Origin of the sequence: Pseudomonas sp. PDM20, from assembly GCF_014852575.3 — a bacterium.
Lineage (GTDB): Bacteria > Pseudomonadota > Gammaproteobacteria > Pseudomonadales > Pseudomonadaceae > Pseudomonas.
The window spans coordinates 1,601,754-1,619,678 of the sequence record NZ_CM181224.1 but is presented as its reverse complement, the minus strand read 5'-3'; the positions used below and the strand labels follow the sequence as shown (position 1 = coordinate 1,619,678).

At 65.2% G+C, this 17,925-nt stretch carries 19 protein-coding genes; 12 read left to right on the top strand and 7 right to left on the bottom strand.

Annotated features, from left to right (window positions below):
- Window positions 1-96 precede the first annotated feature (96 nt).
- The 3 genes from IB261_RS07730 to IB261_RS07720 all read left to right on the top strand — a co-directional run bounded on the left by IB261_RS07730 (window position 97) and on the right by IB261_RS07720 (window position 2,821).
- On the top strand, window positions 97-534 hold the full coding sequence (locus IB261_RS07730; protein WP_192224887.1) for a YqaA family protein: 438 nt from the start codon (window positions 97-99) through the stop codon (window positions 532-534).
- 168 nt (window positions 535-702) lie between these two features.
- Window positions 703-2,313 carry a methyl-accepting chemotaxis protein gene (locus IB261_RS07725; protein ID WP_427871358.1) on the top strand — a complete coding sequence of 537 codons (1,611 nt, stop codon included), beginning with the start codon at window positions 703-705 and terminating at the stop codon, window positions 2,311-2,313.
- 118 nt (window positions 2,314-2,431) lie between these two features.
- Window positions 2,432-2,821, top strand: a complete 390-nt coding sequence (locus tag IB261_RS07720) for a hypothetical protein (RefSeq protein WP_081517819.1) — start codon at window positions 2,432-2,434, stop codon at window positions 2,819-2,821.
- Between the two features lie 301 nt (window positions 2,822-3,122).
- Here the strand turns inward: IB261_RS07720 and IB261_RS07715 are convergent, their stop codons facing one another.
- Window positions 3,123-3,407, bottom strand: coding sequence for a hypothetical protein (locus tag IB261_RS07715; RefSeq protein ID WP_192381852.1), 285 nt, complete (start codon window positions 3,405-3,407; stop codon window positions 3,123-3,125).
- 266 nt (window positions 3,408-3,673) lie between these two features.
- On the opposite strand from IB261_RS07715, the gene IB261_RS07710 reads away from it, so the two are divergent.
- The 7 genes from IB261_RS07710 (at window position 3,674) to IB261_RS07680 (ending at window position 9,045) form a co-directional block, all read left to right on the top strand.
- Window positions 3,674-4,264: an amino acid synthesis family protein gene (locus IB261_RS07710; RefSeq protein ID WP_081517817.1), complete on the top strand. Its 591-nt coding sequence runs from the start codon at window positions 3,674-3,676 to the stop codon at window positions 4,262-4,264.
- Window positions 4,265-4,287: 23 nt separating this feature from the next.
- Window positions 4,288-5,121 (top strand): alpha/beta fold hydrolase, encoded by an 834-nt coding sequence (locus IB261_RS07705; protein WP_081517816.1) that lies wholly within the window; start codon window positions 4,288-4,290, stop codon window positions 5,119-5,121.
- Entirely contained in the window at window positions 5,118-6,599 is a 1,482-nt protein-coding gene (locus tag IB261_RS07700) for an aldehyde dehydrogenase (protein WP_151186236.1), read from the top strand. Before IB261_RS07705 ends, IB261_RS07700 begins: the two co-directional genes overlap by 4 nt.
- A gap of 13 nt (window positions 6,600-6,612) precedes the next feature.
- Window positions 6,613-7,101: a flavin reductase family protein gene (locus IB261_RS07695; protein WP_081517814.1), complete on the top strand. Its 489-nt coding sequence runs from the start codon at window positions 6,613-6,615 to the stop codon at window positions 7,099-7,101.
- Window positions 7,102-7,252: 151 nt separating this feature from the next.
- The gene (locus tag IB261_RS07690) at window positions 7,253-7,642 is read left to right on the top strand and encodes a carboxymuconolactone decarboxylase family protein (RefSeq protein ID WP_192381851.1); all 390 of its coding nucleotides are present in this window, start codon (window positions 7,253-7,255) and stop codon (window positions 7,640-7,642) included.
- A gap of 82 nt (window positions 7,643-7,724) precedes the next feature.
- On the top strand, window positions 7,725-8,477 hold the full coding sequence (locus IB261_RS07685; RefSeq protein WP_081517812.1) for a GntR family transcriptional regulator: 753 nt from the start codon (window positions 7,725-7,727) through the stop codon (window positions 8,475-8,477).
- A 4-nt stretch (window positions 8,478-8,481) separates the two neighbouring features.
- Window positions 8,482-9,045 carry an NUDIX hydrolase gene (locus IB261_RS07680; RefSeq protein WP_081517811.1) on the top strand — a complete coding sequence of 188 codons (564 nt, stop codon included), beginning with the start codon at window positions 8,482-8,484 and terminating at the stop codon, window positions 9,043-9,045.
- Between the two features lie 193 nt (window positions 9,046-9,238).
- Here the strand turns inward: IB261_RS07680 and IB261_RS07675 are convergent, their stop codons facing one another.
- From IB261_RS07675 to ribBA, 5 genes are all read right to left on the bottom strand, one after another.
- Window positions 9,239-10,381 carry an ABC transporter ATP-binding protein gene (locus IB261_RS07675; protein ID WP_192381850.1) on the bottom strand — a complete coding sequence of 381 codons (1,143 nt, stop codon included), beginning with the start codon at window positions 10,379-10,381 and terminating at the stop codon, window positions 9,239-9,241.
- Between the two features lie 17 nt (window positions 10,382-10,398).
- Window positions 10,399-11,208, bottom strand: a complete 810-nt coding sequence (locus tag IB261_RS07670; RefSeq protein ID WP_081517808.1) for an ABC transporter permease — start codon at window positions 11,206-11,208, stop codon at window positions 10,399-10,401.
- 3 nt (window positions 11,209-11,211) lie between these two features.
- Entirely contained in the window at window positions 11,212-12,162 is a 951-nt protein-coding gene (locus tag IB261_RS07665; RefSeq protein ID WP_192381849.1) for an ABC transporter permease, read from the bottom strand.
- On the bottom strand, window positions 12,147-13,172 hold the full coding sequence (locus IB261_RS07660) for a polyamine ABC transporter substrate-binding protein (RefSeq protein WP_192224884.1): 1,026 nt from the start codon (window positions 13,170-13,172) through the stop codon (window positions 12,147-12,149). Before IB261_RS07660 ends, IB261_RS07665 begins: the two co-directional genes overlap by 16 nt.
- Before the next feature lie 322 nt (window positions 13,173-13,494).
- A complete protein-coding gene (ribBA, locus tag IB261_RS07655) occupies window positions 13,495-14,604 on the bottom strand; it encodes a bifunctional 3,4-dihydroxy-2-butanone-4-phosphate synthase/GTP cyclohydrolase II (protein ID WP_192381848.1) in 1,110 nt (369 codons plus the stop codon).
- 88 nt (window positions 14,605-14,692) lie between these two features.
- Here ribBA and IB261_RS07650 point away from each other — a divergent pair, with 88 nt between their 5' ends.
- Window positions 14,693-14,986: a DUF1330 domain-containing protein gene (locus tag IB261_RS07650; protein WP_081517804.1), complete on the top strand. Its 294-nt coding sequence runs from the start codon at window positions 14,693-14,695 to the stop codon at window positions 14,984-14,986.
- A gap of 508 nt (window positions 14,987-15,494) precedes the next feature.
- Here the strand turns inward: IB261_RS07650 and IB261_RS07645 are convergent.
- Window positions 15,495-16,892 (bottom strand): purine-cytosine permease family protein, encoded by a 1,398-nt coding sequence (locus IB261_RS07645; RefSeq protein WP_192381847.1) that lies wholly within the window; start codon window positions 16,890-16,892, stop codon window positions 15,495-15,497.
- A gap of 334 nt (window positions 16,893-17,226) precedes the next feature.
- On the opposite strand from IB261_RS07645, the gene IB261_RS07640 reads away from it, so the two are divergent.
- Window positions 17,227-17,712 carry a flavin reductase family protein gene (locus tag IB261_RS07640; RefSeq protein ID WP_045209928.1) on the top strand — a complete coding sequence of 162 codons (486 nt, stop codon included), beginning with the start codon at window positions 17,227-17,229 and terminating at the stop codon, window positions 17,710-17,712.
- Window positions 17,713-17,925 lie beyond the last annotated feature (213 nt).

Genomic DNA, 17,925 nt, shown 5'->3' with positions numbered 1-17,925 from the left:
ATCTGGACATACCGGAACCTCATCTCTTTATTCCGAATTTTTAGTACGCCGATCCTCCTCATTCTCTCAGTCCATTAACCACCCTCGATCGACCCGATGCTCAGCCTCGCCCTGGCCGCCCACGCCGGCCTCTTCCTCTCCGCCTTCGTCGCCGCCACCCTGCTGCCGCTTCAGTCGGAAGCCGTGCTGGTCGGCCTGCTGCTGGGCGACCAGTACCCGCTGTGGTCACTGCTGCTGGCGGCGAGCCTGGGCAACGTGCTCGGCTCCCTGGTGAACTGGCTGCTGGGGCGCGGAATAGAGCGCTGGCACGGCAGCCGCTGGTTCCCGGTGAGCGATGCGGCGCTGGAGAAAGCCCAGCGCCACTACCGGCGCTTCGGCTGCTGGTCGTTGCTGCTGAGCTGGGCGCCGGTGATCGGCGACCCGCTGACGCTGATCGCCGGCGTCATGCGCGAGCCACTGTGGCGCTTCCTGCTGCTGGTCACCGTCGCCAAGGTCGGGCGCTACGCGGTGCTGGCCTGGCTGACGCTCGTCTGAATGATCCCCTCATCAAAAGCGGACAGGTTTTTCGTCTGCTAGTCCTGTTTTGCCACTGCCGCGAAAAATTGGCGCCCAGTAATATCACGGAGCCATCACTGCGCATGGCGGAGCCCAAGAGCTCCACACACTGGATGAAGAAAAGGGAATTTCACGATGTTCAGAAGCATGAGTATTGGCCGCCGCGCGTCCCTGGGTTTCGCAGTCATGGGCCTGCTCCTGGTGTTTCTCGGGTTGTTCTCCCTGTACAAGCTCTCGACCCTGCGCGCCGCATCCGAAGAGATCGACAGCAACTGGCTGCTGAGCATCAACCACATGAACCAGCTGTCGGGCGACATCGCCCGCATCCGCCTGGAATCCATGCGCCTGCTGGTCAACCACGACAGCGCCGCCCGCGAACGCAGCCTGGGGCTGATCGCCGAGGCACGGCAGGACAAGGACAAGGTGCTCGCCGACTACCACCGACTGATCCTCAGCGCCGAGGAGCAGCAGCACACCGACGAGCTGCGCCAGGCGCTGGACGGCTACCTGGGCTATGTCGACCAACTGGTGGAGAAGATCCGCCAGAACGATGACGAAGGCGCGCTGCACATCCTCAATGGCAGCATCGCCCAACAGGGTGCCGAACTGAACAAGCGCCTCACCGCGCTGATCGATCTCAACCGCAATGGTGCAGCGGCCGCCGCCCAGCGCGCCGTGGAGCAATACCAGGGCGGCCGGCTGGTGGTCAGCGCGGTACTGCTGCTGAGCGTAGGCCTGACCCTGCTGCTGGCCTGGCAGCTCACCCGCAGCATCGTCGTACCGCTCAACCAGGCGGTGCGCGTAGCGCAGACCATCGCCAGTGGCGACCTCAGCCAGCGCTTCACGGTCGAGGGCCGCGACGAGCCGGCGCAACTGCTCAATGCCCTGGCAGACATGCAGCACAGCCTGCGCGAGACCATCCGCGGCATCGGCAACTCGGCTAGCCAGCTGGCTTCCGCCGCCGAGGAAATGCACAGCGTGATGGAGGAAAGCAGCCGCGCGCTGCAGCAGCAGAGCGACCAGATCGAGATGGCCGCCACTGCCGTCAACCAGATGACCAGCGCAGTGGAGGAAGTGGCCAGCAACGCCGCCTCCACCTCCGCCGCCTCCCGCGAGGCCATCGACGCCGCACGCAGCGGCAGCGAGCGGGTCGATGAGACTTCCAACGCCATCGGTACCCTGGCCGGTGAAGTGGGCCAGGCCTCGCAGCAGGCGGAAGTGCTGGCGAACCAGGCGCAGGACATCGGCAAGGTGCTGGAAGTGATCCGCAGCGTCGCCGAGCAGACCAACCTGCTGGCGCTCAACGCTGCCATCGAAGCTGCCCGCGCCGGCGAGGCCGGGCGCGGCTTCGCGGTGGTCGCCGATGAGGTTCGCTCGCTGGCCCAGCGCACCCAGAGCTCGACCCGCGAGATCGAGGAACTGGTCTCGGCCATCCAGAACGGCAGCGACCGCACCGTCGCCGCCCTGCTCAGCAGCACCGCCCACGCCGAGCGCACCGTCAGCCGCACGGGCGAGGCCGGCGCGTCGCTGCAGGTGATCCTCGAGCGCATGTCGCTGATCAACGAGCGCAACCTGGTGATCGCCAGCGCTACCGAGGAACAGGCCCAGGTCGCCCGCGAGGTGGACCGCAACCTGCTGAACATCCGCGACCTGGCAACCCAGACCTCGGCCGGCGCTACCCAGACCAGCGCGGCGAGCCAGGAACTGTCGCGCCTCGCCGTGGACCTGAACGGAATGGTGGCGCGCTTCGTGGTCTGACGACGTCCTGCCCTACTCCCGTTTCGCCAACTTGATAGCGAAACGGGAGTTGTCGGCAGGGAATTTTTCCGGCCTTTTCCTATCCAATGGCCATCATGGAACGCCACAGGGTGGATAGATGAACGTATTGAAATTGTCGGCCGTGCTGGCCACTGCCGCGCTGCTGAGCGCCTGCGGTGGCAACGAGGCCAAGGTCTGCGGCTCGGACGATGTGAAGAACCAGCTGGTGAAGATCTTCCTGTCCGGCGCACTTTCCGCGCAGTCCGACGCGCTGAGCAAGGCTGAGCTGAAGGACGTGGCCATCATCGACAAGGACCCGGACAGCGGCGTGCTGGAATGCGTCGGCACCCTGACCGTGCCAGTGGTCGGCCAGGTAGCCTCGGGCACCCTGAAATACCAGATCGCGCCGGCGGCCAAGTCCGAGCACGACTACCTGCTGCTGCTCGCCGACGGCCCGCTGGCGAACGCCTTTGCCAAGCGCATCGAGGGGATGGTCCCGCAGCAGTGAGGGCAATTCACAGGCAATGAAAAACCGGCCTATGTGGCCGGTTTTTTATTGGGCGAGCCGATCAGGCTCGGAACCACACTGCAGGAGCGAGCTTGCTCGCAAACCGCTTGGTGCCGTTTCTCCCGGTGAGCGCTTACGTAGGACGGGTGGAGCTTGCGATACCCATGCTGGCGGCACGCGAGAATCGATGAGTATCGCTGCGCTCCACGCCATCCTACGTTGGTGCATCAGTGTGATTTCGGTGTGGGTGGCAACTCTGATCGCGGACAGGCCCGCTCCCGCGAATGCCGAAACGACGGGATTAGAGCCCTTCCAGGTCGATCAGCTCGCCTTCGAAGCGAATCGATCCACCCTCGGCATTCGCCTCGCCGCCCTGAATCTCGCCGTAGTAGGAAAGCCCGTTCTCCAGCGTCACGCAGACGTGGGTCGGCTCTTCCGGCGCATCCAGCTGGCCCTTGAAGCTCACCTCGATCACACCCTCCTGCGGCGCGCTGAGGGTCACCGTCACGCGGGCGTTGTCCACCGCTTCGGCCTCGCGGCCCCAGTGCTCGGCGCTGACGGTCACGGTGGCGATTTCCTGTTTCATGCTCGAAGACTCTCCAACAAGGCTCCGGCGCCATGCGCGCCGGCTGATGGCGCCAAGGATACCGCGCCGCCGAAGCCACCGAAACGGCGGTTTTTCCCTGCGACCGCCTGTCGCCTGCCCTCCCCGCACTTCCACGCACCGCCCGCCACTGCTGGCTCCGGACGCTCCGACCCCAGGGCAAATACGCCTTGCGCAAACTGTATTATGGTATACCATGATACCGAATCCCTTCCCCAACCCAGCCGAAGTCACAACTGGAGCGACCCATGAGTTTCGAGATTCGCAAGATCGTCACCTACAGCGAGCAGACCTTCATCGAAGCCGGCAAGGCCACCGACACCCCGGTGACCATGGTCGGCCTGGCCGTGGTGATCAAGAACCCGTGGGCCGGTCGCGGCTTCGTCGAAGACCTCAAGCCCGAGATCAAGGCCCACTGCTCCGAGCTGGGCGCGCTGATGGTCGAGCGCCTGACCGCCGCCATCGGTGGCGCTGACAAGATCCAGGCCTACGGCAAAGCTGCCGTAGTGGGCGCCGATGGCGAGATCGAGCACGCCTCCGCCGTCATCCACACCCTGCGTTTCGGCAACCACTACCGCCAGGCCGTGGACGCCAAGAGCTACCTGAGCTTCACCAACAAGCGCGGCGGCCCGGGCACCTCGATCCAGATCCCGATGATGCACAAGGACGACGAAGGTCTGCGTTCGCACTACATCACCCTGGAAATGCAGATCGAAGACGCCCCGCGCGCCGACGAGATCGTCGTGGTCCTGGGCGCCGCCGACGGTGGCCGTCTGCACCCGCGCATCGGCAACCGTTACATCGACCTGGAAGAACTGGCCGCCGAACAGGCTCAGTGATCCACACCGTGCAGGAGCGCTCCATGATTCGGCTCACCGCTGAACGCACACCGGCCGGCACCAGTTACCTGGCGACCGGCCAGGGCCACCCCGTGGTACTGATCCACGGCGTCGGCCTGAACAAGGAAATGTGGGGCGGCCAGATCGTCGGTCTGGCCCCGCATTTCCAGGTCATCGCCTATGACATGCTTGGCCATGGCGCGAGTCAGCTGCCGCAGCCGGACTGTGGGCTGGTCGGTTACGCCGACCAGCTGCGCGAGCTGCTCGACCACCTGGGCGTGACCAGTGCCACGGTCATCGGCTTCTCCATGGGTGGTCTGGTGGCGCGGGCCTTCGCCCTGCACTACCCCGAGCGCCTGGACGGCCTTGTGGTGTTGAACAGCGTGTTCAACCGCAGCGCCGAACAGCGCGCCGGCGTGATCGAGCGGACCCGCCAGGCCGCCGAACACGGCCCGGACGCCAACGCCGAGGCCGCCCTGTCGCGCTGGTTCAGCCGCGAGTACCAGGCCGCCAATCCGGCGCAGATCGCCGCAATCCGCCAGACCCTTGCCAGCAACGATCCGCAGGGCTATCTGACTACCTATACCCTGTTCGCCACGCAGGACATGTACCGCGTGGACGATCTGGGCAGCATCAAGGTGCCGACCCTGGTCGCCACCGGGGAGCTGGACCCGGGCTCGACGCCGAAGATGGCCACCGAGCTCGCCGAACGCATTCCGGGCGCCAAGGTGACGGTGCTCGACGAACAGCGCCACATGATGCCGGTGGAGTCGCCGCGGCTGGTCAACCAGATGCTGCTCGACTTCCTGCAACAGGCGCAGGTTTCCAAGAATCACGTACAGGGGAATGTCGCATGACCCTCGCACGCTTCCAGATGTTCATCGATGGCCAGTGGGTCGACGCTGTTTCCGGCAAGACCTTCGAGAGCCTCGACCCCGCCCGCGCGCAAGCCTGGGCCGAACTCCCCGATGCCGATGAAGCCGACGTCGAGCGCGCCGTGCAGGCCGCCCAGCGCGCCTTCAACGACCCGGCCTGGCATGGCCTCACCGCCACTGCCCGCGGCAAGCTGCTGCGCCGCCTGGGCGATCTGATCGCCGAGAACAAGGAACACCTGGCGCAGCTGGAAAGCCGCGACAACGGCAAGCTGATCCGCGAGACCCGCGGCCAGGTCGGCTACCTGCCGGAGTTCTTCCACTACACCGCGGGCCTTGCCGACAAGCTCGAAGGCGGCACCCTGCCGCTGGATAAGCCCGACCTGTTCGCCTACACCGTGCACGAGCCGCTGGGCGTGGTCGCCGGGATCATCCCGTGGAACAGCCCGCTGTACCTGACCGCGATCAAGCTGGCCCCGGCCCTGGCCGCCGGCAACACCATCGTGCTCAAGCCCTCGGAACACGCCTCGGCAACCATCCTCGAACTGGCCCGCCTGGCCACCGAAGCCGGCTTCCCGGCCGGTGTGGTCAACGTGGTCACCGGCTTCGGCCCGAGCACTGGCGCAGCGCTCACCCGCCACCCGCTGGTGCGCAAGATCGCCTTCACCGGCGGCGCCGCCACCGCGCGCCACGTGGTGCGCAGCAGCGCGGAGAACTTCGCCAAGCTGTCGCTGGAGCTGGGTGGCAAATCGCCCAACATCATCTTCGCCGACGCCGACCTGGACAGCGCCATCAACGGCGCCGTGGCCGGCATCTACGCCGCCTCCGGACAGAGCTGCGTCGCCGGCTCGCGCCTGCTGGTGCAGGACGAGATCTACGACGAGTTCGTCGCCCGCCTGGTGGAACGCGCCCAGCGCATCCGCATCGGCAACCCGCAGGACGAGCAGAGCGAGATGGGTCCCATGGCCACCGCGCAGCAGCTCGCCGTGGTCGAAGGCCTGGTGGCCGACGCCCTTGCCGAAGGCGCCCGCCTGCGCCTGGGCGGCAAGCGTCCGTCGATCGACTCCGAGGGCTGGTTCTACGAGCCGACCCTGTTCGAGTGCGACAGCAACTCGATGAAGATCATGCAGGAAGAAGTCTTCGGCCCCGTTGCCTCGGTCATTCGTTTCAAGGACGAGGCGCAAGCGCTGGCGATGGCCAACGACTCCCAGTTCGGCCTCGCCGCCGGCATCTGGACCCGCGACCTGGGCCGCGCTCACCGCATGGCCCGTGGCGTTCGCAGCGGGATCATCTGGGTCAACACCTACCGCGCGGTGTCCGCCATGGCGCCCATCGGCGGCTTCCACAACAGCGGCTACGGCCGCGAGAGCGGCATCGATTCGGTGCTGGCCTACACCGAGCTGAAGACGGTGTGGATCAACCTCTCGCCAGCGCCCATGCCCGATCCCTTCGTGATGCGCTAAGAGGAGCGACGAGATGATCGAACCTGGCATCTACAAAGAAGTGATGGGCTCCTTCCCGTCCGGCGTCACCGTGGTCACTACCCTGGACGCCGACGGCAAGATCGTCGGCATCACCGCCAGCGCGTTCAGCGCGCTGTCGATCGACCCGGCGCTGGTGCTGTTCTGCCCCAACTACGAATCGGACACCTACCCGGTCCTGCGTGACAGCAAGCAGTTCGCCATCCACCTGCTGTGTTCCGACCAACAGGCCGAGGCCTACGCCTTTGCCAAGAAGGGCCAGGACAAGGCCAAGGGCATCGAGTGGCGCCTGAGCGAGCTGGGCAACCCGCTGCTGACCAAAGCCACCGCGATCATCGAATGCGAGCTGTGGCGCGAGTACGACGGCGGTGATCACGCAATCATCGTCGGCGCGGTGAAGAACCTGATCCTGCCGGAGCAGGAGGTCACCCCGATGGTCTATCACCGCGGCAAGCTCGGCGCGCTGCCGGAGATAGCCAGCTGACGCTTTCCAAGGCCGCTCGCCATCACCCTCGGCAGCGGCCTTTTTTAATTTTACGTCCCCGCCGCCAGGCTGGGTTGCACCCTGTAGGAGCGCGCCCACAAGGCTTCTCTAAAAAGCGGCCCGCTCCGACAGGGAGAGCGAGGAGTACGAGATGAGCAACGAGAAATACGAGAAAGGCCTGGCGATCCGCACCCAGGTGCTGGGCGGAGCCTACGTGAACAAGTCGATCCAGAACGCCGACGACTTCACCCGCCCGCTCCAGGAGATGGTCACCGAGTACTGCTGGGGCCACGTCTGGGGCCGGGACGGCTTATCGCTCAAGGAACGCAGCATGATAAACTTGGCGATGATTTCGGCACTCAACCGCCCCCACGAACTCAAGCTGCACGTGCGCGGCGCTCTGCGTAACGGGTTATCCCGCGAGCAGATCCGCGAGATCCTCCTGCAGGTCGGCATCTATTGCGGGGTTCCCGCGGCGGTGGACAGTTTCCGCCTCGCCCGCGAAGCCTTCGCCGAGGCCGACGCCGAGGAACGTGGTTGATTGCTGGCCCGACTTGACGATGGAGCGCCCGAAGGTGCTCCATCGTTCTTCCTATGGACAGCCAGAACACAGAGCGGACCCCATGAAACGCTTGCCACTCGACGATAGCTTCAAGGTCAATCGCAACCCCGTCACCCTGCGCGAAATCGTCCTCGACAAGCTGCGCGGCGCCATCCTCAACTTCCAGCTGCTGCCGGGCGACCGCCTGGTGGAGCGCGATCTGTGCGATCGCCTGGGCGTCAGCCGCACTTCGGTGCGCGAGGCCCTGCGCCACCTGGAGTCCGAGGGCCTGGTGGAGTTCGCCGATGCCAAGGGTCCGCGCGTCGCCATCATCACCCTGGAAGACGCGGTCGACATCTACGAGCTGCGCTGCGTGCTCGAAGGCCTGATCGTCCAGCTCTTCACCTTGAACGCCAAGGCCCGCGACATCCGCAACCTGGAGCGCGCGCTGGAAGAGAACCGCCAGGCGCTGGAAGACGGCGAGCTGCAGCAGGTGATCGAATCGGTGCAGGGCTTCTACGACGTGCTGCTCGAAGGCTCGGGCAACCGCACCGCCGCCACCCAGCTGCGCCAGCTGCAGGCGCGCATCAGCTACCTGCGGGCCACCTCCGTGTCCCAGGAAAACCGCCGCGCCGCCAGCAACCAGGAAATGGAGCGCATGGTCGAGGCGATCAAGAGCGGCGACCCGGTCGCGGCTCACCAGGCCTCGGTCGACCACGTCCGCGCCGCCGCCAAGGTCGCCCTGGACTACCTGCGCTCCAAGCAGGACGGCGCCGGCAACGTGCGCGACATCGCCACCCCCATCGCGCTCAAAGAGCCGCGCATAGGCCGCTGACGCCATGCCCGCCCCGCGCTTCTGTCCCGCTTGCGGCAGTGGCGGCCTCAGCCGCCAGTGCCCGCCGGGGGATACCCATGAGCGCCTGATCTGCGCGGGCTGCGGTTACATCCACTACGAGAACCCCAAGGTCATTGCCGGCTGCATCATCGAGCGCGACGGCAAGTACCTGCTCTGCCAGCGCGGCATCCCGCCGCGCCCAGGCACCTGGACGCTGCCGGCCGGTTTCATGGAAAACGGCGAAACCACCGAACAGGCAGCCCTGCGCGAAGTCTGGGAAGAAACCGGCGTACGCGCCGACATCGTCTCGCCCTACTCCATCTTCAGCGTGCCGAAGATCAGCGAGGTCTACATCATCTTCCGCGCCAGCGTGATCGAGGAAACCGGCGAGCACGGCCCCGAGACCCTGCAGGTGAAATTCTTCGCCCCGGAAGATATCCCCTGGGAATGCATCTACTACCCGGCGATCCGGCAGATCCTCGAACGCTACATCGAGGAGCGCCAGGCCGGCGTCTACGGCATCTACATGGGCAATGACGACACCGGCAAGGTGCACTTCATTCGTTGATACCCAACGCTGCGGCGAACAACGAACCCCGTCACCCGACTCCAACCTGTAGGAGCGTGCCGCGCACGCAATCCGTCGGCAGGGCCGACGGCCGATACCGACGCCATCGGCACCCGCAAAAAACCCAAGCAAAAAAAGCCCCCGGCTCCACGAGGGAAACCGGGGGTTCAAGGGATGAATCGTCAGAACCGAATCAGTGCGCGCCCTTGGTCAGGTCGCTCTCGTTCCACTGGTCATACACGCACGCATCGGCGGCGGCCCAGCGCACGCGGACTTCGCTGCCGGGGGCCAGCGGCTGGGTGTTGCCGGAAAGCTCCTTCAGCGTCAGGATCGCACCGCTGGCGGTGACCACGCTGCAGGTCAGGCTCTCGCCGAGGAACACCGTCTCGGCCACTTTCGCCGGGATTTCGTTCCAGCCTGCCGCCAGCGGTGTGGCAGCGGCTTGAGCAGGGCTCAGCACCTGAGCTTTTTCCGGGCGCACCATCAGCAGGATGTCCTGGCCTTCGCGCAGGTTCGCGGTCGGGCGGATGGCCAATGCGCGGCCTTCGAACTCCGCCGCGGCGTTGCCGTGGGCACGGGCGCGGAGGAAGTTGGAGTTGCCGAGGAACGAGGCCACGAAGGCATTCGGCGGGTTCTGGTAGAGGTCGTAGCCGCTGCCCAGGCCGACGATCTTGCCGTGGCTGAAGATGGCGATGCGCTGGGACAGGCGCATGGCTTCTTCCTGGTCATGGGTGACGTAGACGATGGTGATGCCCAGGCGACGGTGCAGGTGGCGCAGTTCGTCCTGCAGGTCTTCGCGCAGTTTCTTGTCCAGCGCGCCGAGGGGCTCGTCCATCAGCAGGATGCGCGGTTCGTAGACCAGCGCGCGGGCAATGGCGACGCGTTGCTGCTGGCCGCCGGAAAGCTGCGCCGGGCGGCGGTGGGCGAACTTGTCCAGCTGCACCAGCTTGAGCATGGCGTCGACGCGACGGTCGCGCTCGGCGCCCTTCTGCTTGCGGATGTCCAGCGGGAAGCCGATGTTGTCGCGCACCGAGAGATGCGGGAACAGCGAATAACGCTGGAACACCATGCCGATGTCACGCTTGTGCGGCGGCACGTTCACCAGCGACTGGCCTTCGACCAGGATTTCGCCGCTGCTGGGCGTCTCGAAGCCGGCCAGCATCGACAGCGTGGTGCTCTTGCCCGAGCCGCTGGAGCCGAGGAAGGTGAGGAATTCGCCGTCCTGGATGTCGAGGGAAATGTTGTCCACGGCGGTGAAGTCGCCATAGAACTTGTTCAGGTTGCGCAGGCTGACCAGGGTCTTCTGCTCGCGGGATTCTTGGATCACGGCACTCATGGCATTTACCTCGGCGCTCAGGCGCGGATTTCGTTGCGCCGGCGCAGGGCGGCGGCGATCACCATCACCAGCACCGACAGGCCGATCAGCAGCGTCGAAGCGACGGCGATCACCGGGGTCAGGTCCTGGCGCAGGGTGGTCCACATTTTCACGGGCAGGGTCTGCAGGGTCGGGCTGGCCATCATCACGCTCAGCACCACTTCATCCCAGGAGACCAGGAAGGCGAACAGCGCGCCGGCGACCATGCCGGGGCGGATCGCCGGGAAGGTCACCTTCATCACCGCCTGCAGGCGCGACGCCCCGCAGATAACCGCGGCGTCCTCGATGGACTGGTCGAACAGCTTCAGCGAGTTGATGATCGAGATGATGGTGAACGGCAGCGCGACTATCACGTGGCTGACCACGAAGGAGAACAGCGTGCCGGTGTAGCCGAGCTTGAGGAACAGCGCGTACACCGCCACCGCGATGATCACCAGCGGCACGATCATCGGCAGGGTGAACAGCCCGTAGAGCAGCTCGCGGCCGGGGAACTTGCCGCGCACCAGGGCGAAGGCGGTGGGCAGGCCCAGGGCGACCGAGCAGAGGGTGGTGAGGATCGCCACCTTCAGGCTGGCGAACGCTGCGCTCATCCACTCGGGGTTGGAGAAGAACTGGCCGTACCACTTCAGCGTCCAGCCCGGCGGCGGGAACACCAGCCACTGCGAGGAACCGAACGACAGCAGGACGATGAACACGATGGGCAGCAGCAGGAAAGCCGCGATGGTGCCGGTCGTGAGGTAGAGGCCGACGCGCATGCGCCGGCTCATGGCATTGGGTGAGAGCAGCATGGCTTACCTCGCGCTACTGGAAGCCACCGGGGATTCCGGCTGCAGCTTCAGGTAGAGGTAGAACAGCACCAGGGTGATGGCGATCAGCAGCGCGGCGGCGGCGCTGGCCAGACCCCAGTTGAGGAAGGATTGCACCTGCTGGACGATGAACTCCGGCAGCATCATGTTCTGTGCCCCGCCCAGCAGCGCCGGGGTGACGTAGTAACCCAGGGACATGACGAAGACCATCAGGCCGCCGGAGAACAGACCCGGCCGACACAGCGGGATGAATACCCGGAAGAAGTTGGTCCAGGGGCTGGCGCCGCAGATCGAACCGGCCTGCAGCACCATCGGGTCGATGGCGGCCATAGTCGCCTGCAGCGGCAGCACGATGAACGGGATCATGATGTAGCTCATGCCGATCACCACGCCGGTGAGGTTGTGCACCAGTTCCAGCGGCTGGTCGATGATGCCCAGCGCCATCAGCGCCTTGTTGATCACCCCCGAGGCCTGCAGCAGCACCAGCCAGGAGTAGGTGCGGGCCAGCAGGCTGGTCCACATCGACAGCAGCACGATGTTCAGCAGCATGCGCCCCCAGCCGCGCGGGACCAGGGTGATCGCCCAGGCCAGCGGGAAGCCCAGCAGCAGGCTGATCAGGGTGACCAGCGCGCCGACCGCGAAGGTGTTGAACAGCACCCGCGAATAGGCCGAGTTGGCGAACAGCTGGGCGTAGTTGTCCAGACCCAGAGTCGGCTCCAGCACGCCGCGCAGCAGCAGGCCGATCAGCGGGGCGAGGAAGAACAGGCCGAGGAACAGCAGCGCCGGCAGCAGGTTGCGGAAACCCCGCCAGCGGTGGGTGAGCATTTCATCCTGTCGCATGGGTTCTGCCTTCGGGGCCGGCGATCCGGCGGCGCGCTTGGCGCCCCCGGCGGCCTGGCCCGGCTGCATCACAGCCATTTTCACTTGACCAGCCATTCGTTCCACCGTGCGGCGATCGCCGGGCCGTTCTTCGCCCAGTAGGCGTAGTCGAGGGTGATCTGCTCCTGCGCATAGGCGGTGGGCAGATTCGGCGCGAGGTCAGCCTTGAGCTGGCCGACGCTGTCCAGGTTCACCGGGGCGTAGGCGGTCAGATTGGCGAAGTCGGCCTGGCCCTTGGCGCTGCTGGAGTTGGCCAGGAACTTCATCGCCGCGTCCTTGTTCTTCGCGCCCTTGGGCACCACGAGGAAATCGGCCATGACCAGGTTCTGCTTCCAGCTCACGCCCACCGGCGCGCCGTCCTGCTGCAGGGCGTAGATGCGTCCGTTCCAGAACTGGCCGAGGGTCGCCTCGCCGGAGGCCAGCAATTGCTGCGACTGAGCGCCGCCGCCCCACCAGACGATGTCCTTCTTGATGGTGTCGAGTTTCTTGAAGGCGCGGTCCAGGTCCAGCGGGTAGAGCTTGTCCTTGGCCACGCCGTCGGCCAGCAGGGCCAGTTCCAGCACGCCGGGGCTCGGCCACTTGTACAGCGCGCGCTTGCCCGGATAGGTGGCGGTGTCGAACAGCGCCGACCAGTCCTGCGGCTGCTTGCCGCCGACCTTGCCCTGGTTGTAGCCGAGCACGAAGGAGAAGTAGAAGGAGCCGACGCCGTGGTCGGAGACGAAACGCGGGTCGATGCGGTCGCGCTTGATGGTGTTGAAGTCCAGGGGTTCCAGCAGGCCTTCGGCGGCAGCGCGCAGGGCGAAGTCGGCTTCGACGTCGACCACGTCCCACTGGACGTTGCCGCTCTCCACCATGGCCTTGAGCTTGCCGTAGTCGGTGGGACCGTCCTGCACCACGGGGATGCCGGTGGACTGGCTGAAGGGTTCGGCCCAGGCCTGCTTCTGCGCATCCTGGGTAGTGCCACCCCAGCTGACGAAGCTGAGGCTGTCGGCGCCGAAGGCAGCGGTGCCGGTTGCGCCGAGGAATGCAGCGGTCAGGACCGCGATCGCACGTTTTTTGAACACCATCTTGCTTGCCCTCATTGTTGTGATTGTTCACGGCGGTCTTCGTGGAACGCCTGTCTGGAGCAGGTGGCCGTAGCGTCGTCAGGTTGCGATGGAGTGGCACGCTGACTGGCAGAAATTGTAAGGCCTACGGAATGTCATATTATGGTATTCCAAACTTTCCGCAAGTCCCCGGCGACACCGGCCATCGTGGCAGCGAAGCTTGGGTGAACACCCCGTCGTTCCTCGTGTTGCGCAGGTGGTTGATTGAAAAGGAAATCTTTTTTCACCCTCACCGTGCTGAATTTTCCTGGCGAAAAGCCAGCACGGCGAGCGGACGAACGGATCAGCCTTCGAAAGGCAGCGTCTCCACCACTTCCAGGTCGTAGCCGGTGAGCCCGGCGTACTTCAGCGGCGCACCCAGGTGGCGGATCTTGCCGACGCCGATGTCCTGCAGGATCTGCGCGCCAGTGCCGACCTCGGAATAGATGCGCGACTGCGAGCGGGTGAACTGCCGCGGCGCCTGGGTGAGCTGCGGCACGCGAGCCAGTAGTGCCTGGGAGGATTCGTTGTTGGCCAGCACCACGACCACGCCGTGACCGACCTCGGCGACCTTCTGCAGGGCGGCCCAGAGGGTCCAGTTCTTCGGCCCGGTGTACTCGGCGCCGACCAGGTCGCGCAGCGGGTCGATCACGTGCACGCGCACCAGGGTTGGCTCGTCGCGCTTGATGTCGCCCATCACCATGGCCATGTGCACGCCGCCTTCGATGCGGTCCTCGTAGGTGACCAGGCGGAAGGTGACGTGCACGGTGGGCAACTCGCTCTCGCCGATGCGAGCGACGGTGTGCTCGTTGCTCAGGCGGTAGTGGATCAGGTCGGCAATGGTACCGATGCGGATGCCGTGGCGCTTGGCGAAGGCTTCCAGGTCCGGGCGCCGGGCCATGCTGCCATCGTCGTTCATGACTTCGACGATCACCGAGGCCGGGGTCAGCCCCGCCAGGCGCGCCAGGTCACAGCCCGCCTCGGTGTGGCCGGCGCGGGTCAGCACGCCGCCTTCGCGGGCGCGCAGGGGGAAGATGTGGCCGGGCTGCACCAGGTCCTCGGCGCGGGCGCCCGGCTGCACGGCGGTGATCACGGTGTGCGAGCGGTCGGCGGCGGAGATGCCGGTGGAAACGCCGGTGGCCGCCTCGATGGACACGGTGAAGGCGGTGGAATAGGCGCTGCCGTTGGCCGGCACCATCTGCTCCAGGCCCAGGCGGGCGCAGTGCTCGTCGGTCAGCGTCAGGCAGATCAGCCCGCGCGCCTCACGGGCCATGAAGTTGATCGCCTCGGGCGTGCAGCGCTCGGCAGCGAGCAGCAGGTCGCCCTCGTTTTCACGGTCTTCGTCGTCGACCAGGAGCACCATCTTGCCCTGGCGGTAGTCTTCGATGATGTCTTCGATGCGGTCGAACGGCATGGTGCGGTACTCGGCTGGATCGTGGATGAAAAAATCTGGTATACCATAATACATTTCTTATCCGAAACAGCAGCAAGCAGAGGTGAACATGAAGGCTTACTGGATCGCTCACGTCGATATCACCGACCCGGAGCAATACAGCGAATACACCCGCCGCGCCCCGGCGGCCTTCGCCAGGTACGGCGGCAAGTTCCTCGCCCGTGGCGGCCGTTCAGAGGCCCTCGAGGGGCGCCCTACTCCTCAGCGTAGCGTGGTGATCGAGTTCGATTCCTATGAGCAGGCGGTGGCCTGCTACCGCTCGGCGGAATACCAGGAAGCCTGCGCGCACCGGCAGGGCGTGGCGAAGGCGGATATCGTCATCGTCGAGGGGTTCGAGGGGTAAGGCCCCGGCCATGGGCGAGCGGGATTGCCGTCGGCCCTGCCGACGGATCGCGGGCATGGCCCGCTCAGTACCGCTCTGGCTCTGGCTCTGGCTCTGGCTCTGGCTTTAATGAGGCTTCCAGAGAAGTATCCACACGCGCCGACTGCCCCGTTCAGGAGGCCTCGTTGAAGCGCAGTTTCAGGGGTTGAGCGACATGGATGTCGCGAGAGCGCTGTCGGGCCAGGGATGGCCCGTCAGCGCGTGCCCCTGAAACTGCGCTTCAACGAGGGAATTTTTCGCCTAAGCGAAAAACCGGATGTCCGGGGCAAGACCTTTGCCTACTTTGGGGCGTTTGCCAAAGTAGGTCGCCCGAGGGGGCGAAACCACAGGCTCAGCGCGCACTCCGACGCGGCGCAGAAATACCAACGCCCAGGCAGTCGATAGCGGATCAGGCGCTATACCGCACAGGCAAAAAAAAAGCCCCACCGAAACCCGGCAGGGCAGAGAGTGTAAAACCCAGGTCGAAACCTTATTCCGCGATCCCCAGCGCCACCGGCTGGGCGACTTCGCGGGCCTGGCCGCGGGTGGCCAGGCAGTAGTACAGCGGGACGGTCACCAGCAGGCCGACCAGCCACGACAGGTCCACCCCGTCGATGTAGTTGGCGTACGGGCCGACGAACAGCGAGGTATTGGCGAACGGCAGCTGCACGATGATGCCGATGAAGTAGGCAATGATCGCGTGCGGGTTGAAGCGCCCGTACACGCCGCCGTCACGACGGAAGATCGAGTTGATGTCGTAGCGGCCGCGCTTGATCAGGTAGAAGTCGATCAGGTTGATCGAGGCCCAGGGCACCAGCACGATCAGCATCGCCAGGATCAGGCCGATGAACTGCGAGATGAAGTTGGCCGAGGCGCCCAGCGCCATCAGGCAACTGCCCGCCAGCACCACCGAAGACAGCACCACGCGCACCCGCACGCTGGGCGTCCAGCTGCCGGCGAAGGTCTGGATCGAGGTGACGATGGAGAGCACCGCGCCGTAAAGATTCAGCGCGTTGTGGCTGATGATGTTGAGCAGGAACAGCAGCATCAGCACCGGGCCGAACATACCGGTGGCCTGCTTGACCGCGACCATCGCGTCGGTGCCCTCCGGGGTCGCCAGCACGGCGACGGCACCGAAGCTGAACGACAGGCTGGTGCCCGCCACCGCGCCGGCGAAGGTCGCCAGGAACGGCTTGCCGATACCGACGCTGGCCGGCAGGTAGCGCGAGTAGTCCGAGGTGTAGGGCGCGAAGCTGATCTGCCAGATGATGCCCAGGCACAGGGTGGCCAGGAAGCCGGACAGGTTGAAGGCGCCGCGGGAGAGGAAGTTCGCCGGCAGGTCGCCGCCGAGCATGATGACGAAGCCCAGCAGCAGTGCGCCGCCCATCACCCAGGTGCCGATACGGTTGAGGGTGTGGATGAAGCGATAGCCGATCACGCCGATGGCGGTGGCACTGAGTGCGCCGAGGATGATCGCCACGGGCGTCGGGGTCGCCGGCACCAGGCCCTGGATTGATTTGCCCGCCAGGACGATGTTGGAAATGAAGAAGCCGACGTAGATCAGCGCGGTGAAGAACACGATCAGCAAGGCGCCGTAACGACCGAACTGGCCCCGGCTCTGGACCATCTGCGGGATGCCCATCTGCGGGCCCTGCGCCGACGCCAGGGCGAGGAACACGCCGCCGAACATGTGCCCCAGGACAATGGCGATCAGCCCCCAGAGCAGGTCGAGATGGAACACCTGCACCGCCATCGCGCCGGTGACCACCGGCAGCGGTGCGATGTTGGTGCTGAACCACAGCGTGAACAGGTCACGGGAGCGCCCATGACGCTCGGCCGGCGGCACGTAATCGACGGTATGGTTCTCGATCAGCGGAGTATCGGACATCGTTTTTGCCTTGCTTATTGTCTTTGTAAGGTCAGGTCATCCGGCGCCCTGAATCGGGCAGAAACGGCGCTGCGGTGACGGAGGCAATATTATGGTATTCCAAATACCAGGCAAGGTATTTCTGAGTAACCGTTGGTCGAATGGTAGCCAGCGGGGTGTCTGGCGGACACTCACCCTATCGGCGAAAGCCCCGTATTCCGTAGCCTCCAGCCGACAGTCGGCCTTTCACCGTCCATCCATCGGGAAAAGAAAGGGCTTGCTTTCGAAGTATTACGGTATACCATCAGACGAAACGACCACTCCCGATGGCCGGCTCACAAGACAGGTACTCGCAATGATCGACCACGCTGCCTACAAACAAGTCATGGGCTCTTTCCCGTCCGGCGTCACCGTCATCACCACGATGGACGACGATGGCCAGGTGGTCGGCCTCACCGCGAGTGCCTTCAGCTCCCTGTCGATGGACCCGGCACTGGTGCTGTTCTGCCCCAACTACAGCTCCGACTCCTACCCGGTGCTGATCCGCCGCAAGCACTTCGCCATCCACTTGCTCTCCGCCGACCAGAAGGGCGAGGCCTATGCCTTCGCCAGCAAGGGCAAGGACAAGGCCCAGGGCATCGAATGGACCCTGAGCGAACGCGGCAACCCCCTGCTGGAAAATGCCACCGCCATCATCGAATGCGAACTGTGGCGCGAATACGAAGGCGGTGACCACGCCATCCTGGTCGGTGCGGTGAAGAACCTGATCGTGCCGGACCAGCAGATCACCCCGATGATTTACTGCCGCGGAAAGATGGGCGCGCTGCAGGCTTTCGCCTGACCGCCTGATCTTTCGCCGTCCGGCGCAGGCCCCTTCTTGCGGGAGTGAGAAGGGGCTTTTCTTTGGCCCGCTGATTGGTCCTGATGCGCTCCAACTCCGCCAGCGGCGGAGCCACCATGAGACGTAAACGTAGGATGGCGTGGAGCGCAGCGATACCCATCGATCAGGACCGTAGGGCGAATAACCTGGAACAGGTTATCCGCCGTTGCGTCG

Bases quoted from the DNA above. Each gene is read 5' to 3' on its own strand.
- IB261_RS07675 (WP_192381850.1), bottom strand. From the start codon at position 10,381: ATGAGTGCCGTGATCCAAGAATCCCGCGAGCAGAAGACCCTGGTCAGC.
- IB261_RS07690 (WP_192381851.1), top strand. From the start codon at position 7,253: ATGAGCAACGAGAAATACGAGAAAGGCCTGGCGATCCGCACCCAGGTG.
- IB261_RS07670 (WP_081517808.1), bottom strand. From the start codon at position 11,208: ATGCTGCTCTCACCCAATGCCATGAGCCGGCGCATGCGCGTCGGCCTC.
- IB261_RS07715 (WP_192381852.1), bottom strand. From the start codon at position 3,407: ATGAAACAGGAAATCGCCACCGTGACCGTCAGCGCCGAGCACTGGGGC.
- IB261_RS07665 (WP_192381849.1), bottom strand. From the start codon at position 12,162: ATGGCTGGTCAAGTGAAAATGGCTGTGATGCAGCCGGGCCAGGCCGCC.
- IB261_RS07705 (WP_081517816.1), top strand. From the start codon at position 4,288: ATGATTCGGCTCACCGCTGAACGCACACCGGCCGGCACCAGTTACCTG.
- IB261_RS07725 (WP_427871358.1), top strand. From the start codon at position 703: ATGAGTATTGGCCGCCGCGCGTCCCTGGGTTTCGCAGTCATGGGCCTG.
- IB261_RS07700 (WP_151186236.1), top strand. From the start codon at position 5,118: ATGACCCTCGCACGCTTCCAGATGTTCATCGATGGCCAGTGGGTCGAC.
- IB261_RS07710 (WP_081517817.1), top strand. From the start codon at position 3,674: ATGAGTTTCGAGATTCGCAAGATCGTCACCTACAGCGAGCAGACCTTC.
- IB261_RS07695 (WP_081517814.1), top strand. From the start codon at position 6,613: ATGATCGAACCTGGCATCTACAAAGAAGTGATGGGCTCCTTCCCGTCC.
- IB261_RS07640 (WP_045209928.1), top strand. From the start codon at position 17,227: ATGATCGACCACGCTGCCTACAAACAAGTCATGGGCTCTTTCCCGTCC.
- IB261_RS07650 (WP_081517804.1), top strand. From the start codon at position 14,693: ATGAAGGCTTACTGGATCGCTCACGTCGATATCACCGACCCGGAGCAA.
- IB261_RS07645 (WP_192381847.1), bottom strand. From the start codon at position 16,892: ATGTCCGATACTCCGCTGATCGAGAACCATACCGTCGATTACGTGCCG.
- IB261_RS07720 (WP_081517819.1), top strand. From the start codon at position 2,432: ATGAACGTATTGAAATTGTCGGCCGTGCTGGCCACTGCCGCGCTGCTG.
- IB261_RS07680 (WP_081517811.1), top strand. From the start codon at position 8,482: ATGCCCGCCCCGCGCTTCTGTCCCGCTTGCGGCAGTGGCGGCCTCAGC.
- IB261_RS07685 (WP_081517812.1), top strand. From the start codon at position 7,725: ATGAAACGCTTGCCACTCGACGATAGCTTCAAGGTCAATCGCAACCCC.
- IB261_RS07730 (WP_192224887.1), top strand. From the start codon at position 97: ATGCTCAGCCTCGCCCTGGCCGCCCACGCCGGCCTCTTCCTCTCCGCC.
- ribBA (WP_192381848.1), bottom strand. From the start codon at position 14,604: ATGCCGTTCGACCGCATCGAAGACATCATCGAAGACTACCGCCAGGGC.
- IB261_RS07660 (WP_192224884.1), bottom strand. From the start codon at position 13,172: ATGGTGTTCAAAAAACGTGCGATCGCGGTCCTGACCGCTGCATTCCTC.